Here is an 18,030-nt window from a genome sequence, read left to right as displayed (position 1 = left end):
GTATAGATGTTTAAATGACAAATAACATCTAAATGCTTAAAATACGAGTATTGATTCAAACATTTAAATTTTTGGAAGTTAAAACATTTGAATGTCTAAGTTATTTTATACACTAATAGAAAGCAAGTAAATAAATAGTAGTACAATATTAAAAGTTAAATTATTTAGTGCGCTTAGTAAATTCCGAGAAAAAAGGCTTCTACGTTTAAATCCGAGAAGCCTCTCGCGGGAATTAGAGTAAGCGACAAAATAGACATCTCCAGAAAATATGTAGAGACGTAGCATTGCTACGTTTCTACAAGGGTTTTGGGTAACGCATAATTAATTTTCGGAGATGTCTAATGAATGATCCTGTGTTGTCAACTACCTACGGGTAGATGGGAAGTAGCTTCTGTAAAATAAACCTTAAAGATAAGCTAATTAACGTCTAAATCTCTTGTCTAGACTGGTGTTTGGTACTTTAATCTACCTGTAAAACAAGATTTTAATAATTTAATAAGAATTAAAGGAGAATTTATTTCTTGGTGTTCCCTTAAAGTGTGTTTGTAAACAAGATCGGAGAATACTTTTTACTTCTTTTAGAGTAATCCAAGAAATAAATGATCCAACTGTTGATCCTGAGTCGCTATGTAATAGACAGAGATGCTTCATTGCGCTTCGCTCCATTCAGCACGAGAATTGGGCACTTTTTTACTTTGAACACTCTTATGCAATTAGTTGTATTTTTAGCTGCAATTATATGTATCCTTGGATGTAGCTGAGAATTTAGCCTGTAAACTTCTAACCAAATAAAGTATGACTCTATTTGATGTTGAAAACACGTACACTAGTAATAGTTTAGCTGACTTGCCCGCACTAGAGCAAGTTATGGATAGCTCACCTTTGATGGTAGCTCCTGATACTTTATTAGCGGAAGTAATTCACCTTATGAGTCAGGTAAGAGGTAGCAATTGTAGTGTCTCTTTGGATATATCAACAAATAGTAGTTCAGAAAGCTTTCAGAAAAGTGATTTTGTATTGGTAGTAGTAGAAAAACAATTGCTAGGAATTGTTACCGAGCGAGACATAGTAAAACTAGCTGCATATGGCATAAATTTATCTCAGTTGACAGTTGCAGAAGTAATGACGCGATCGCTTATTACTCTCACCCAGTCCAATACTCAAAACGTTCTCACCGCACTGGCATTATTAAATCAACATGGGATTCGTCATCTGCCAGTTTTAGACGGTGATGGTGAATTATTAGGGGTTGTGACGTATAACAGTATTCGTCATGTTTTACAGCCAGTAAATTTGCTGGAAATGCGCCGAGTTGGGGAAGTGATGAACACCCAAACGGTTCATGCACCGAAGAGTGCATCTTTGTTGAGTTTAGCTCGACTAATGAACGATCGCAATGTTAGTTGTGTAGCGATAGCTGAACCCAGAAGTGAAACTTGCCATCTCGAACCCATAGGTATTGTTACGGAAAGAGATATTGTACAATTTCAAGCTTTGGAACTCGATTTAGAAACAATCCAGGCTGAAACTGTGATGAGTAGCCCGTTGTTTTGTTTAAGTTCTGAAAATTCACTTTGGGTTGCCCATCAGAAAATGCAAGCTCATTGGGTACGTCGATTGGTTGTAACTGGCTCAGAAGGTGAATTTTTGGGAATTATCACCCAGGATAACTTACTGCAATTACTCGACCCTGTGGAGATGGCAAGTGCGATCGCAATTCTACAACAAAAAGTAGAAGGAAAAACAGCACAATTAACGCAGATTAACCAAAGTTTACTGACTGAAATGGCTCAACGTCAGCAATTAGAAGTAAATTTGCAAACTGCGAATGAAGAGTTAGAACTGCGCGTACAAGAAAGAACTGCCGAACTTTCCCAAGCAAATCGGCTTTTGCAAGAAGAAATTCAAGAAAGGCAACAAATAGAAAAATCCCTGCGTTCGAGTGAACTTTCCTATCGTACCCTGGCGGAAAACTTACCTGCAATTGTTTATAGGCTGTTTCCGGCAGACAATAATCGGATGGTTTTCTTTAATAATATGCTACAGCACTGCTTTGGTTACGAATGGGATAATTTACAGCAGGGTGAGGTTTGCTCTATCGAACACCTAATTATTTCGGAAGACAAACCGCAAGTTATCGTCACAGTCAAAGATGCGATCGCAAAAAATCAACCATTTGAGATCGAATACCGCTTACGCGATCGAGGAGGAGAAATTCATTATTGCTGGGAAAAGGGCAAACCAATCTATGATACCGATGGTCAACTTTTGCAGATTGATGGGGTTATTTTTGACATCACCGAGAAAAAACAATTAGAGCAACAATTTTACCATGCCCAACGTTTAGAGAGCCTGGGTACTTTAGCTAGTGGCATTGCCCATGACCTCAACAATATCCTCACACCAATTCTAGCAGTTGCTCAACTATTACCCCTCAAAATAAAAAGTCTCGATGAGTCTTCCCAAAAACTGCTGAAAATGCAAGAAGTCAATGCCAAACGAGCAGCAGAGCTAGTTCAGCAAATTCTCTCTTTTGCCCGTGGGGATGGAGGAAAACGTTCTTTTATCGAAATTCAACAATTACTTTTAGATATTGAGCAAATAGTCAAAGGTACATTTCCAAAAACAATTGCGATCGCAACAGATATCTCCGACAATCTTTCCACAGTTTTTGCCGATGGCAATCAATTACATCAAATATTCATGAATTTGTTAGTTAATGCCCGTGATGCCATGCCTGATGGTGGAACTTTAACCATCGCTGCTGACAACCTCTTGATTGATGAAAACTATGCCAAAATGAACATGGAGGCAAAGGTTGGTGCCTACGTTGTCATTACCATCACCGATACGGGAATTGGTATTCCCCCAGAAATTATCGATCGAATTTTCGATCCCTTTTTTACCACTAAAGATTTGGGCAAGGGCACAGGGTTAGGACTTTCTAGTACAATTGGGATTGTCAAAAATCACGATGGTTTTATTACTGTACGTAGCGAGTTAGGCAAAGGCAGTCGATTTCAGGTATATTTGCCAGCTACTAACGGTACAATCAGCCAACCCCCTGAAAACCAAGAAATTCCAACTGGACGGGGAGAATTAATCCTTTTGGTAGATGACGAAGCTGTAATTATAGAAACCACCAAAGCAACTCTGGAAACTTATAACTACAGGATATTGGCTGCTAGGGACGGAATTGATGCGATCGCGATCTATGCCCAGTATAAGAATGAAATTAGTGTTGTATTGATAGATATGATGATGCCATTGATGGATGGGGAAAATACCATCAACACTTTGCTAAAACTTAACTCACAAGTAAAAATTATTGCTATGAGCGGATTAATTTCTACGGAGGTAATGGCAAAAGTGGCAAGAACTGGAGTCAAGCAATTTTTGGCAAAGCCTTTTACAGCCCAGGAAGTATTAAACTGCTTACACAGCTTATTGAGTCAGAGATGAATGGCACTAAGATAAGCCTAAACTCTCATCTAGCCTAGTTCCCAGCCTCCAGCCTGGGAACGAATAATTAAATTCGGTCGATGTCTTATGTTAATCTCTTTGAACATGGAATTGTTTTTTATGAGTTCCTTCTCCCATCCATTGGTATGAGACAAAGTTTAATAATAAACCAACAAGTAATAAAATTAGCATGAGGGTAATTTGCGACCAGATAATTGGTTTTACTCCTAAATCCAATATCAAATGCAGGGAGTTCAGAATTGAATAGAGAATAGTCAGATAAAAATGAGCGGTTTTATATGCTTGAGAATTCGTAAAGTTGGTACCAATAATTGCCAATATGGGGATAACAAAGAAAAGCAACATTAACCACAAAATAGACGATACATCTTTAAATTCATTAGCATGTAAATTCGGATTAGCAATGCTTAAACCATGAAATAATGGCATTAAACCTAGTTGGGTATGAAACAATGTACCCAGAAGAAAAACATTCCACAGAGATGTGATTTTTTGCTGATAGTGATAAGACATGTTAATCAACCATAATACTATTTATCTTCATTCCAATCCTCGTTACCAAGCAAATCAATAATTTTGTCACGGAGCAGAAAATCATTTTCCTCCAACTCAATCTCTACACAAACCCACTCACGACCAGGAATAAATTTACATAAAGTATAAATTGGTTCGTTACGCTGAACTTTTCCTTGTTTAACGAGTTGACGTGCTTCTTCTCTCAAAAATTCTAAGTCATATTTAACAGTAGTATTCATACAAGATACATCCCTTATTTAGATACTTTCCATGCAGTTTGCAAACCCATTTTTCCAACTTTTGTAAATATCCAACAACCACGTTGAAATATTTCTTTACCTGCTTCACATTTAGGCTTTACTCCAATTAATTGCTCGATTTCTTCGCTAGTTAACAACCAGTTAGCAGATTGAGCGCGTTCTAATATATCCATGTACCACAAGGGATTGACGGGTTGCGATCGCGAAATTATGATTTGTTCCAGTTTATTTAAAGACTGAGTAATAGCATCCAATTTCTCATCAATTCGAGATGCTGAAGCTATTTCTAAAGTCTGTTTTTCCTGTAGATAATTTGCTGGTGATGATGTCGGAACTTTTAAAGATTCCACAATCGTATTCAATTGCCCATTGAGATTTTTATCTTTTAGAGTTTCCTGTTGGGCTGAGGTTGTTGCTACGAAATTAGATGTTGGAGCATTTTGGTTATAGTTATTATTTGAATCAGATATTAATTCACTAAATTCTGGATATTGACGTATATAATCACCACTTGAAGGATAATTAATGCTGGTATCTGGGTCAAATTTGGGTTTGACAATATTAGTTGGTTTGACCAATGTTTGACTAATCTCGGCTGCCAAACTACTTAAATAAATCGCTGCTTCTTTTTCCCCTCTTACAGCTATTTGTCGTGCAACTTGTCTCATTAAATAGACAAAACGTGAATCTACTAAATCTTTATTTGCTGCTAAAATCTCTCCTTCTGTTCCTTCCACACAGTCTAATAAGGATTGAATTAAGTTTAAATAAACTTGGACATCATTATCTTGAACATCCTCATCACTATAAGCAGAATTTTTAGCTGCAACAAAAACATTACTTAATTGCCCCACCCAATAGCGCAAAAACTTAGCAGCGTCCAATTTCCCATCACTAGCAAGTTGTTGGGAAACTTGTTCCATAAATTGCACAAATTCTGGATTTACAAGCTCTTCTTGTTCGTGCAAAATGTCCCACTCTTTTCCATCAGGACAGATAAGAAGGGTTTGAATTAAGTGGAGATAAGCGGAGAGTTGTTGTTGGTTCATTATAGAAATGCCTCCGAAATATAAGTATGCAAAAAACAAGTAATATCACGAAATAGCTTTATGGGCAGGCAAGAGGTTTTTAGCCGCTAAATATTCATGTATTTCCGATGCTTTGAGTTTACACAAATCTTTCGTAATTACTTGAACATTAAGGGTATTGGGTAGTAAAGGAATAACGGAACCGCGCAAAATACCTAAAGTCTGTGCTTCTGCAACAAGTACTAATTGACGAATTGATTGACGTTGGGTAAATTCAATAATTTCATCCGCGATCGCCCTTGCAAAACGTCGCCCATATTCATTAAGATGATTTTCACGACCATCATCATATGCATGTGCTTGACTTGCAGCACCTTGATTTCGCCCTGTTTTCGTAGTTGTCCAAAGTTCTTTACCCTGTAATTCTTTTGCCGAATTTAAGAGTCTTTTATGTTCGATTAGATGACAATTAGACTCATCGAGCAAATTCTCTATTGGTTCAAGCGTTAAAAATCTTGCCCTGGCACCATCAATAATAGCAACCAAACATGTATTCATTGGTTCGCTCCCTAAGATTCTTTTGGAGATTACACAATAGCTTTTGTGAATATCTTCATATTTTGAACTTAGCAAATAAATATGAGGAACTTGTGAGGGTTCATATCCCTAACTGTTCGCAAAAGTCGGAGATATTACTTTTCATCAATAAATAAGTTCACATTTTGTAACCAATTTGTCGTAGAAACCCCTTCCGTACAGCTACATCATCAGCACTTTCCACACCTTTAGGAGAAAGTCCATCCACAACCCCTAGAATACCTCTTCCTTGTTCGGTTTCGGCAATAATGACTTGGACAGGGTTAGCTGTAGCACAGTAGATATTACAAACTTCTGGACATTGTTTAATTGCGTTTAAAAAGTTAATAGGAAAAGCTTCTTTCAGCAGAATTACAAAGCTATGACCTACACCTAATGCTTGGGCATTCTTAGTTGCTGTTTGTTCGAGATTACTATCATTACCTGCGACACGTATTAAACAATCTCCTGATGCTTCGGAGAAGGCAATACCAAACTTAACTTGAGAGGATATCCCTACCATTATTTCATACAAGTCTTCAATTGTTTTTATGAAATGGGCTTGACCAATAATGATATTATATTCTTGAGGAATTTCCATTTGAATTATTTTTAGTTCCATATAATCACCTGCTTTTGAAGATTATTAACTTATGAAATTAATTTTACACCTGTTTGTAAACCACTACTTTTGAGAAAGAATTGATTTGTAGCACGAATACTATTTTTAATTACACGAGCATTGGCAACATCTGTACCATCAACTATAACTTGAATATTTGTCGATTTTCCCGCTTCAATCCGGTTAGAAAATTCAGGTGAGATAATTACTACTGCTCTAGCAATGCCTTTATCTATGGAGTCTATATTATGCTTAGTATTTTCTGTTCTTGTGGCTAATTCAGATGTGGGTAATTTACCAATCCAAGGAGCAGCTTTAAATTGATTGGTGGCAAATAAACGTTCGAGATAACTACGACTGAGGGGACTATTCTCATGATTGATAATTGCTAATCCAATATTTGTGATTTCCAGTCGAATTGCAAAACCATAGATTAATAAAACAGCAAGAAGTAGAAAAAAGGCAAGGGCAACTGTAAATTTATCTCGCTTAAATTGGACTAGTTCTTTTCGGCATTGATTGAGGATTCGTTTCATAATTATTATTAACTGATGATACAGCATGAATTATCTAGTTCATTTGATTTCGGAATTTATTACTACTAATTGACAATAAAACTATTGCAAAGAATGCTAGTGCGATCGCATGTGGATATAATACTTCTAGTCCTACACCTTTGAGGAGAATTCCTCTGATAATGGCAACGTAGTGACGTAAGGGATTGAACCAGGATAGGTATTGAAAAAATATAGGCATACTTTCAATTGGTGTTACTGTACCGGAAAGAGTATTGAGTGGCATATTAATAAAAAAGGCTGTTAGTTGGGTGCGAATTTGAGTTGGAGAAATAGTTGCTAAAAATAGTCCAATACTAATACCAACAAAAATAGCCAGACTGGAAAGGATTAGAAAAAGGGGAAAACTACCGCGAAATGGGAGCTGGAAAATTAGGCGAGATATTCCTAATGCGAGGAAAACATCTAGGATTAATAATAAAAATAGGGGAATAACTTTAGCTAGCAAAATTTCCCAGTCAGACGCAGGAGTCATTAATAATTGTTCTAGGGTTCCGGATTCTTTTTCACGGACAAGGGTTGCTGCTGCTACTAAAGAACTCATCAAAGTTAAAATTAATCCTAATACTCCTGGTACTAGAAACCAGCTACTTATTAATCCTGGGTTATAAAGAATATTTATTTGTGGCTCTATAAGTGGGGATGTGGGAGTAATATTATTATTTATACTTAAATTGACACTTAATCTTTTACTTAATACTTGATTATAGTTACTAACTATTTGGGAAGCATAACCACTGGCAATTCCTGCTGTATTAGCATCAACAGCATCTACTAAAATTTGAATATGAGCAGCTTTTTCCTGTCGAATATTTTGATTGAATTCAGGAGGAATTACAAGTCCTGCCGTGATATCTCCTTCTCTGACTTGTTGAGCAAGTTGCTTTTGATTATTATCGTAATATTTAGTTGTAAAGATATGATTTTCTGTGAAAGCAGCTATTAATTCCCGACTTGCTGGTGTTTTAGAGTAATCAACTATTCCTAATTTCAGATTGTTGACATCAGGACTGAGGGCAAAACCAAAGACTAATAATTGGATGGTAGCTGGAAAAATTAATAAAAATATTAATTGTTTATTACCTAATGTTTGCTTAATTTCTTTAATTATGAGTGACCAAAAACGACTAGCAAATAAATTTTCAAAAGGTTTTATCTTTGTAAAAATATTAGCAACGTTAGAATTCATAGTTTTTGTATTTTCAGGTAATTGCATTCGCGAAAGAATGCGATCGCAACCAATAAATAAAAAGATACAAAACATGATTAATATCACAGGAACATGCCATACTCCTACCCATCCTGTTCCCCTAACAAATGCATCACGGGTAATCAAAATATAATAACGAGCGGGGACAATATAGGACACTAAAGAGAGGGGAAAAGGAATATTATCAACTGGATAAATAAAGCCAGAAAGTAAATAAGCTGTAAGAAAACCTGTTGTTGATACAGCTTGAACGGCAGCACTTTGAGTATTGGTACGACAACCCATAAACAATCCAAAAAGAACACTAGCGCTTAAATAAATGGGGGTAATAACTAATAATGGAGTTGGATCACCAGCAAACCAAAGTTGAAAAATAATAATTCCCGGTATAATTATAAAAAATGCTTGTATTAAGCCAATAATTAAGTAAGCTAGAGCTTTTCCTAATATAAGTTCCCTAGCACTAAGACTTGTAGAATAAATTTGTAATATCGTTCCCTGCTCTTTTTCCCGCACCATTGCGATCGCACTTAGCAATGACAGAAAAATCCACAGGTTTACTGCGAATACTCCCGGTACAATATATAGGGATTCCTTACGTCCAGGATTAAACCACAGACGAATATGGGGAATAATTCGATTTTTTGTAGATAACCATCCTTGATTTTGTAGGAAAAATTTGGTTGTCGCACGAATACTATTTTTGATAACTCTTGCATTGTTTCCATCGGTTCCATCTACTAATACTTGCACCGAACTTTGTTTACCTGCATGAATGCGATCGCTAAATTCTGGAGGAATAATTATGACTGCTTTTGCTAAACCACTATCAATGATTTTATTTGGGTTAATTAGGGTTTCTCTATTTATATCTATTTTGTTTATAAAATCTACGGGTTGAAATTGATTAGTTGCAAATAATCTTTCAATATAAGCACGACTGGTGGAACTATGGTCAAAATCTTGAATTGCGAGGGGAATATTTTTTATTTCTAATCTAATCGCAAAGCCAAATAAAAGTAATGTTATTAAAGGTAAAGCAAAAGCCAGAGCTACAGTTAAGCCATCTCGGCGAAACTGGGTTAATTCTTTGATACATTGATTTAAAATACGTTTCATAATTATTTCTGAGCGCGTTGGACAATACCAATAAATGCATCTTCCAAGGAAAAGGGGATACTACGAAGGGAAATTAGTTCGGGGAAATGGGATAAATTTAGGGTCAGAACCTTGTTGACGCAAACGAGCAACAAAGACATTTTAATGTTTAATTAACCCCCAAAAATAATTTCTGCATCTGCCGGCATTCCCGGTTTTGCGAATCCTTCAGGTCGATCGATACTTAATTTCACACCAAAAACTTGCTCGACTCGATCTTGTTTAAAATAAATATTCTCTGGTGTAAAAGAAGCTTGAGTATCAATTGCACTTACACGGGCAGATAAGGGCTTTTTAGAGTTAGAATCAAGCCAAACTTTTGCCATATTTCCAATTTTAACTTTACCAATCTCACCTTCAGGAATATAACCCCGTAAATATACGGTATTGGGATTAATTACTGTTAATAGAGTTCTTCCACTGCCAACAACAGCACCTGGTTCAACACTTCTTGCCGTAACTACTCCATCAATCGGACTAACTACATTCAAATAGGCAATTTGTGCTAATATTTGTTTTTCTGCTGCTTGTGCATTTTTCACATCAGCTTGGGCAGCAATAAATTGAGACTTTGCTATATTTAACTGCTTCCGAAGTTGCTGAATCTTATTAATACGTATATCTGGATTTAAACTCGTCGTTTGGGCTTGGGTTAACGCACCTTTTGCCACATTTACCTGTTTTATTGCCGCATTCACAGCAGATTGACGTGCTTTAACTGCCGATTCTGCTGTCTCTAAAATTGTTTGTGCTTGGTCATATTGTTGTTTATTATATGCACCTTCTTGGTAAAGTGTGGCATATCTATCTCGCGTCATTTTTGCTAACTTTGCCGCAGAAATTACTGCATCTAATTGGGCTTTTGCTTCACTCAATTGTGCTTCTGCTGCTGCTACAGTAGATTGAGATTGGTCAATTTTCCCTTTAGTATCACCTTGTGATTGTTGGAGATTTAATTGCCCTTCCTCTATCTGAGTTTCAATAATACTAATTTGTAAATTTGCTTGTTGAACTTGTTGCTGCGCTGCGCTAAGTTTTGCCCTTGCACCACTTAATTGTGCCTGAATTTCTGCATCATCCAACTTAGCAATAACTTCTCCTTTCGTTACCTTATCACCTTCCCGTACTGCAACAAAATTCACCCTTCCCGGAATTTTTGCACCGATGTCGGTTTCGTAACCTTCAATGCGTCCACTAAGTTGCAATCCAGTAGGTACGGCACGATGTAAATAATACCAAGTTGACGTGGAGATACTTACAACTATTACCAAACCACCCAAAAGTAAAATTAAAGGCTTTTTGCTTCGTTTGGGTTTTTCGGGAATCTGCGGAGGTTGTTCTAGCTGGGGGAGTGTGATTATTGCTGGTTTTGGTTCATTTTGGGGTTGGGGTACTAATTGGGTACTCATAGCGCTCAATCTCGGTAGATGTTACAGAGTCTTTCTACCTTGAGATTAGATTTTGAATGTGAAGAACTTGTGAGGATGGGAAATTGCTAGGGATGAGGGGAGCTTAATGCAGTCCGCATAACACCCTAATACTCTATTACAAAAATTTATAAAATAATATAGGCTATCTATCCTCACAATTTCCTCAAATTTTCCTCGTATAACCAAGAGTGTGAGACTTAAGAGTGCAATATCAGAAAAAACCCTCTTAAGTAGCAGCAAATCAATGCGTAGAAGGAAATTTCCCCATGCTGGAAACATTCGTAAATCCACAAATCGATCGCAACGAAAGAGAACAAGCATTAGTACTACCATTTACAGCAGTGGGGATTGCAGATATTTCCCTTGTTGGTGGTAAAAATGCTTCTCTGGGAGAAATGATTCAAGAGTTGGTGCCAAAGGGTATACGAGTTCCTACGGGTTTTGCGACAACTGCCCATGCTTATCGCTACTTTATCAAAACTGCTAGTTTAGAAAGCAAACTGCGGGAAATATTTGCAGATTTGGATGTGGAAGATGTAAATAATCTGCGTCAACGGGGTAAAAAAGCACGCATATTAATGTTGCAAACCACCTTTCCCCAAGATTTAGAAGATGCGATCGCGCGATCGTATCAAGAATTATGCGATGAATATGGGGTAGATACGGATGTGGCAGTTCGTTCTAGTGCAACTGCGGAAGACTTACCCGATGCGAGTTTTGCAGGGCAGCAGGAAACCTATCTTAACGTTCATGGTTTGCCCGCAGTTCTGGAAGCATGTCATAAATGCTTTGCATCAATCTTTACAGATAGGGCTATTTCCTACCGTCAAATCAAAGGATTCGACCATTTTAATGTTGCTCTTTCCGTTGGGGTACAGAAAATGGTGCGTTCCGATTTAGCTTCATCCGGGGTAATGTTTTCGATCGATACGGAAACAGGGTTTAAAGATGCAGCATTGATTACCGCAGCTTATGGGTTGGGTGAAAATGTCGTTCAGGGTGCAGTAAATCCCGACGAGTACTTAGTATTTAAACCGACATTAAAACAAGGATATTGTCCGATATTGAATAAACGTTTGGGAACTAAAGAAATTAAAATGATTTATGATTTAGGAGGTTCCAAACAAACAAAAAATGTACCAGTTACCCATTGCGATCGCACAAATTTTGCCATCAATGATGCTGAGATTCTTGAATTAGCTCGTTGGACTTGTTTGATTGAAGAACACTATTCTAAAGTGCGTGGTGTGGATACACCAATGGATATTGAATGGGCAAAAGATGGGATTACAAATGAATTATTTATAGTTCAAGCTCGTCCGGAAACAGTGCAGTCGCAGAAACAAAAAAATGTGCTGTGTTCTTATCATTTGAAAGTAAATAGTGAAAATAGTGAAAATAGCGAAGTTATTATTACTGGACGTGCAGTAGGGGAAATGATTGGCTCTGGCAAAGCACGAGTAATTTTAAATGTTAATGAAATTAACCAATTTAAAGCAGGAGAAGTATTAGTTACCAACCGTACCGATCCCGATTGGGAACCGATAATGAAAAAGGCAAGTGCCATCGTTACAAATACAGGTGGTAGGGTTTGTCATGCGGCGATTATTGCCAGAGAAATGGGTATTCCGGCATTAGTTGGTTGTGGAAATGCCACAAAATTAATTAAAAATGGGGACGAAATTACAGTATCTTGTGCGGAAGGTGAAACGGGAAAAGTATATCAAGGATTGTTGCCCTATGAAGTGCAGGAAACGCTATTAGAAGAATTGCCCCATACCCGCACAAAAATTATGATAAATTTGGGTAATCCGGAAGAGGCATTTGGTTTAAGTGCAATGCCTAATGATGGTGTAGGATTGGCAAGAATGGAGTTTATTATTGCTAATCATATCCAAGCTCATCCTTTAGCATTGATACATTTTGATGAGCTGGAAGACGAACTTGCTAAATACAAAATTGCTGAGTTAACACCACAATATGAAAACAAAACTGCATTTTTTGTTGATAAACTAGCTCAAGGTATCGGTACAATAGCCGCAGCCTTTTACCCCAAACCAGTAATTGTCCGTCTCAGTGATTTTAAAAGTAATGAATATGCTAATCTTTTGGGAGGAAAACAGTTTGAACCAATCGAAGAAAACCCTATGATTGGATGGCGAGGTGCATCGCGCTACTATGATGACAAATATCGTGAGGGATTTGCATTAGAATGTCAGGCAATGAAAAAAGTTCGCGACGAAATGGGTTTAAAAAATGTGATTTTAATGATACCATTTTGCCGAACTCCCAATGAAGGAAGACGGGTACTTGCGGAAATGGGAAAAAATGGATTGGTGCAGGGAGAAAATGATTTACAAGTTTATGTAATGTGTGAATTACCGAGTAACGTCATACTTGCGGATGAATTTAGTGAGGTATTTGATGGTTTTTCCATCGGTTCTAATGATTTGACCCAATTAACTTTAGGACTAGATCGCGATTCGGGATTAGTAGCACATTTATTCGACGAACGTGATGAAGCTGTCAAGCGTATGATTTCTAAAGCAATTCACACTGTCAAGCAACATGGACGCAAAATTGGTATTTGCGGACAAGCTCCTAGCGACTATCCAGAATTTGCCCGTTTTCTTGTAAAAGAAGGGATTGATTCTATTAGTCTTAATCCCGATTCTTTATTGAAAACACTACTCGAAATTGCTACAGCAGAAAAAATGTAGAAATACAAACAAAATACTGTAGAGATGTTACATTTAATATCTCTACAGTCTCTACATCATATCTCTAGAAATCCAAAATTAAGAAATAGGTAATAATTATGTTTCACAAAATCTTAGTCGCAGTTGACAATTCTCCCATTAGTGAAAAAGTCTTTAACGAAGCAGTTTCTATTGCAAAAGCAACAAATGCAAATTTAATGTTGCTTAATGTTCTTTCTCCCTTTGAGGAAAGCTATCTTAATTCTGCTGGCATTTATACAAATAGCTATTATCCAACTTTTAATGCTAATAACATCGATTACTATATGGGAGCTTGGGAAGAATTAAAGCAACAAGGATTAAATTATTTAAAAATACTTAGCGATGAAGCTACTAAATTGGATATTCCTACAGAATTCACACAAAATTTAGGCGACCCAGGAAAAATTATTTGTGAAGTTTCTATTAATTGGAATGCCGATTTAATTATCATAGGTCGCCGTGGTCATCGCGGATTGAATGAGTTTTTCTTGGGTAGTGTTAGCAATTATGTTTTACATCATGCACCATGTTCAGTTCTGACTGTACAAGGGCAAATTATTACTAAGTCGGGAGAATCGCAAGAATCTAAGGAAATAGAAAAAGTCGAAACAACTTAATCTAATTATAATTCTCTCAAAAACTAGAATGTTGATGTCACTGTAACGAACCCTAATTACCAAGTCTTGAGGTGAATTATTATGAATAAAACAAATAATATTTGGAATATAAAAGAAAAGGATTTTCCAAAAACCAGTACAAAAGCAGAACAATTAAAGTTTCTTCTTAATTACGCCATACTTGCACCTTCTAGCCACAATACCCAACCTTGGTATTTCAAAATCCGCTCTGATGCAGTTTATTTATATGCTGACAGAACTCGTGCTTTACCCATTGCCGATCCCCAAGGTCGAGAATTAATTATTAGTTGTGGTACCACTTTATTTAACCTGCGTATGGCATTACATCACTTTGGTTATGCAGGTAAAATTACAACCTTTCCAGATTTCCACGATCGCGATTTATTAGCCTGTATTGAATTAGGCTATCCTATACAGCAAAGTACTGATGAAAACTTGCTATTCCAAGCAATTCCCAAACGACACAGCAATAGACACGATTACCAAGAATGGGATATTCCAGAGTCCACACTCAAATGGTTACAGAAAGATGCGACACAAGAAGGTGCATACTTACATCAGGGCTATTAATGGATTGTAATTATTTTTCTGCATAGCCATTGGTATTTCCCCAAATAAACTTTGTAGTTGATATTACTATGTATTGGGGAGAGGAGTGGCTATCTTTTTTTCGCCCGTGCTTGCATAAGAGCGAAATTAATACGCATACAATTTTATGACAAAATCAAATAAGTAATATCACAAAAAAGATTGTTTTATATTTTACTTTTTCTACCAGAATTATTGATGACGATAGTCAGCAAATTTGATAGAAGATATGGAAAACTATAAACAAGATTAATCACCGTTTTGTTCGCGTAAGATTTACGCGAACAACTCTTTTTTGTCCAAAGTCCAAATTAGTAGACCAGCGATTAGTTTAGTGACAGATAGCATAGACAATATCTCAGAATTCAGCACTTCATATTCAGGAAATCTCAATAGTTTGTTCGCTAATAATTCTTCTGTCGGTGTGCTAGCAATATGCGCGGCAGAGGGGAATTGTCAAATTGACGGACGAAAAACTTCGTTGTATTACTATCATGTTGACCCTGGAAATCGCAAGGTCAATCGCGGATTCTGTAGCGACCAAGGTCGGGGTGGCACAAACTTAGTAAATGCAGATGCTGGATGCTTGAGCAGAACTAGAAGTCGCATTCCTCGATTAGTTAGAAAGCTTCAAAATTCTAGCATAAATCCAGAACAAAATATTGAAGCATTCATCAATAATTTAGATCAGTGGAATCAAGCATCTCCTCGTGTTTCTGATTCTTTTCCAAAGAAATATGCTGATGCTCAAAATAAAGGATTAAAAGGGAAAGAAGCTATTTTATGGGCGAGAGTTGAAGCGTTTCGTCGAAGAAATGGAGAATTAGAAGCAGGTAGCTCACGAGTGGGTTTATTTTCGATTTGCGCTAACCCAAAAAATACTTACTACACGACGAGATTACAACAATATTCGATATTTTCAGAACGTTGGCGATGGAATTGCATTGCCTTAGACCAACGACGTAGATTAGAGGCAATTAATCAAGTTTTAGCGAGAAATATGAAATAATTTGATTAATCAAGCAGGAAGAATGATAGTTACAAAAGAGCAAAAGCTAGAAATACTAAATATTTTGAATCATCAAAATAACTAATGATAGTAACACAATGATGAAATGGTTATAAAATAGAGATAAATCAAGTCTTACTTATTTGACTGAATATGTTGTCAAAAAATAAGAAGTTAGTAGTCAGTTTATTTTGTGGAATTGGTGGTTTGGATTTAGGCTTCCAATCTGCTGGTTTTGAGATAGCGATCGCCATCGATAACAATCCCAAAGTTTTAGAATTATATAAACTTAATTTTCCAGATACGACAGTTTTATGTCGGGATATTGGGGAGATTTCCGCATCAGACATTAGAGAAATAATTCAACAAAAATATCTTGATTGGGACGGAGAAATTGCCGCAGTAATAGGCGGTCCTCCCTGCCAAGGCTTTTCGGTTGCTGGTAAGCAAAAACTTGATGACGATCGCAGCCAATTAGTCCTCAAATTCATCAATCTGGTGGTGGAACTCAATCCGTTAATGTTCGTAATGGAGAACGTTCCTGCGATCGAGTGGAAGAAGTTTTCTGAGATTACAGGGAATGCGATCGTGCTAATCGAAGAACACTACATCCTGTCCAAATGGTTGCTCACAGCATCAGATTATGGCGTACCCCAAAAACGACAACGAGCAATTTGGGTGGGATCGAAATTTGGTGAGATTGATGCACCTGTCGAGAGTGAAATAAGGTTTAGTGTGGGGGATGCGATACCGAAGGTCAGCGATAGCGTCGAAGACGCTGACCTCAGCCATATCCCTATCAATTCTCAAACCGACACCTGGGAACTAAACGAAAAGGGCGAATATGGCAGTTATTTGGATAAAATCTTTCCATATAGCCAACGGAGGCAAGCAACGTCAGACTCCGCAAATATTATTAACGGCTTTCAAGCAACAGCGCACACGGCAGCGACTCAGCAGAAATATGGTGATACTCTGACAGGGGAGAAAGAGCCGACGACTTGGGCTTATCGTTTGTCAGCCGATGGTTTTTCCCCGACATTACGTGCTGGAAGTGGGAATCGAACAGCAGCACGTCCTATCCATTATCAACATGCGCGGGTTATAACGGTTCGTGAAGCCGCGAGATTACACAGTTTTCCTGATTGGTTCGATTTTGGGGCAACTAAGTTGGCTGCTCATAAAGCGATCGGTAATAGCGTTCCTCCATTGCTTGCTTATGCGATCGCTTCTCAGGTATGGGCGCATTTGGAAGAACAGCAACAAAGTTCGACGGGGACAAGTTGCTTTGTACTTACCTATGTGCTGGATTTGCAAACCGTTGAAGCATCGGTTGATTTGAGAATTTTTTGCTCGTTCGGGCAACAGCTAGGAACACGAAATTACCTTGGTTTTAATTCGGTTGATGGGGACAATATCAAAGTCGGTAGCGAGCGATCGCCCCCACTTAATTAACCCATCGCCTACTACTATTTAATATTTCTGGTTTTGAAACAACATCAAAACTGATTGACTCACTTGTAAAATTACTGCTTGTCATCCTATAAACTTGCCAAAATTGCTAGCCTCGCTTGCCAATTATCATCGTGTTGCAGTGTGAGGACTGTATAACTGGTGTTGTATCTCAAATTATCTCGCTCGATTCCGTCTTGCTTTCTCCGTTCAGGACTATCATGAACTGAACCATCACAGAAAATAGCAATTTGAGCTTCTTTATAAATAAAATCCGGTTTACAGTTACCTTCTGGAATTAATTCCTGTGCTGTATCAGGTAATTTGTACCCCAATTGGTAAATTTCGCTTAATACTACACGCTCGAATTCCGAGTCTGGGTCTGTTTTTTGACGCAGTTGTTGGTATTGCTCTTCGCGGGAAATAGTTTCTACATAATAGACGCTGCTTTCTAATAATAAATCGAGCCAAGGTTTGATACTTTTACGATTTATAATTGCATGGTCAAATTGATTGCGATAAGATAGTAGACACTCATAACAGGCATTGATACAACTTTCTTTTTCCTGTTTGAAATGACAAATATCAAGTGCTGCATCAGCGATTTTTTGAAAAGCTTGTGGTTTTTCTAGTAGTTGAGAAAGAACACCTGCGCCTCCTTCAGATGGGGAGCATCCCACTTTTTATTTAGCGAGCAAAGATTAATCCATTAAGGTAAGCACAACGGTGAGCAATGACTTGAGG

The 18,030-nt window shown here is 37.4% G+C and carries 15 protein-coding genes; 6 read left to right on the top strand and 9 right to left on the bottom strand.

The genetic code is table 11. The annotated features are described in order from the left end of the window. Positions 1-795 precede the first annotated feature (795 nt). On the top strand, positions 796-3,462 hold the full coding sequence (locus CK510_RS10570; protein WP_095721663.1) for a CBS domain-containing protein: 2,667 nt from the start codon (positions 796-798) through the stop codon (positions 3,460-3,462). A gap of 90 nt (positions 3,463-3,552) precedes the next feature. Here the strand turns inward: CK510_RS10570 and CK510_RS10565 are convergent, their stop codons facing one another. The 8 genes from CK510_RS10565 to CK510_RS10525 form a co-directional block, all read right to left on the bottom strand. Further along, the gene (locus CK510_RS10565; RefSeq protein WP_095721662.1) at positions 3,553-3,996 is read right to left on the bottom strand and encodes a hypothetical protein; all 444 of its coding nucleotides are present in this window, start codon (positions 3,994-3,996) and stop codon (positions 3,553-3,555) included. 17 nt (positions 3,997-4,013) lie between these two features. Beyond that, on the bottom strand, positions 4,014-4,238 hold the full coding sequence (locus tag CK510_RS10560) for a DUF4327 family protein (protein WP_095721661.1): 225 nt from the start codon (positions 4,236-4,238) through the stop codon (positions 4,014-4,016). 14 nt (positions 4,239-4,252) lie between these two features. Then, positions 4,253-5,308, bottom strand: coding sequence for a hypothetical protein (locus tag CK510_RS32685; protein WP_211293152.1), 1,056 nt, complete (start codon positions 5,306-5,308; stop codon positions 4,253-4,255). Positions 5,309-5,353: 45 nt separating this feature from the next. Further along, positions 5,354-5,845: a host attachment protein gene (locus tag CK510_RS10550; RefSeq protein WP_095721660.1), complete on the bottom strand. Its 492-nt coding sequence runs from the start codon at positions 5,843-5,845 to the stop codon at positions 5,354-5,356. 157 nt (positions 5,846-6,002) lie between these two features. Next, the gene (locus CK510_RS10545; RefSeq protein ID WP_095721659.1) at positions 6,003-6,485 is read right to left on the bottom strand and encodes an adenosine-specific kinase; all 483 of its coding nucleotides are present in this window, start codon (positions 6,483-6,485) and stop codon (positions 6,003-6,005) included. Positions 6,486-6,514: 29 nt separating this feature from the next. After that, entirely contained in the window at positions 6,515-7,021 is a 507-nt protein-coding gene (locus CK510_RS10540; RefSeq protein ID WP_095721658.1) for an ABC transporter permease, read from the bottom strand. A gap of 34 nt (positions 7,022-7,055) precedes the next feature. Continuing rightward, positions 7,056-9,389: an ABC transporter permease gene (locus tag CK510_RS34245; RefSeq protein ID WP_342745951.1), complete on the bottom strand. Its 2,334-nt coding sequence runs from the start codon at positions 9,387-9,389 to the stop codon at positions 7,056-7,058. Between the two features lie 152 nt (positions 9,390-9,541). Then, entirely contained in the window at positions 9,542-10,837 is a 1,296-nt protein-coding gene (locus CK510_RS10525; protein WP_095721657.1) for an HlyD family secretion protein, read from the bottom strand. A gap of 287 nt (positions 10,838-11,124) precedes the next feature. Here CK510_RS10525 and ppsA point away from each other — a divergent pair, with 287 nt between their 5' ends. The 5 genes from ppsA (at position 11,125) to CK510_RS10500 (ending at position 17,289) form a co-directional block, all read left to right on the top strand. Further along, the gene (gene ppsA, locus CK510_RS10520) at positions 11,125-13,578 is read left to right on the top strand and encodes a phosphoenolpyruvate synthase (protein WP_095721656.1); all 2,454 of its coding nucleotides are present in this window, start codon (positions 11,125-11,127) and stop codon (positions 13,576-13,578) included. Between the two features lie 98 nt (positions 13,579-13,676). Further along, positions 13,677-14,216 carry a universal stress protein gene (locus CK510_RS10515; RefSeq protein ID WP_095721655.1) on the top strand — a complete coding sequence of 180 codons (540 nt, stop codon included), beginning with the start codon at positions 13,677-13,679 and terminating at the stop codon, positions 14,214-14,216. A gap of 81 nt (positions 14,217-14,297) precedes the next feature. Next, positions 14,298-14,807 carry a nitroreductase family protein gene (locus tag CK510_RS10510; protein WP_095721654.1) on the top strand — a complete coding sequence of 170 codons (510 nt, stop codon included), beginning with the start codon at positions 14,298-14,300 and terminating at the stop codon, positions 14,805-14,807. 313 nt (positions 14,808-15,120) lie between these two features. Then, positions 15,121-15,834, top strand: coding sequence for a hypothetical protein (locus CK510_RS10505; protein WP_245912037.1), 714 nt, complete (start codon positions 15,121-15,123; stop codon positions 15,832-15,834). 153 nt (positions 15,835-15,987) lie between these two features. After that, positions 15,988-17,289, top strand: a complete 1,302-nt coding sequence (locus tag CK510_RS10500; protein WP_095721653.1) for a DNA cytosine methyltransferase — start codon at positions 15,988-15,990, stop codon at positions 17,287-17,289. Positions 17,290-17,375: 86 nt separating this feature from the next. Here the strand turns inward: CK510_RS10500 and CK510_RS10495 are convergent, their stop codons facing one another. Continuing rightward, entirely contained in the window at positions 17,376-17,966 is a 591-nt protein-coding gene (locus tag CK510_RS10495; protein ID WP_211293151.1) for a putative endonuclease domain-containing protein, read from the bottom strand. Between the last annotated feature and the right edge of the window lie 64 nt (positions 17,967-18,030).

The organism is Brunnivagina elsteri CCALA 953 (assembly GCF_002289455.1).
Lineage (GTDB): Bacteria > Cyanobacteriota > Cyanobacteriia > Cyanobacteriales > Nostocaceae > Brunnivagina > Brunnivagina elsteri.
Note: the sequence above shows the minus strand (reverse complement) of the source record. Positions and strands in the feature narration are given on the sequence as shown.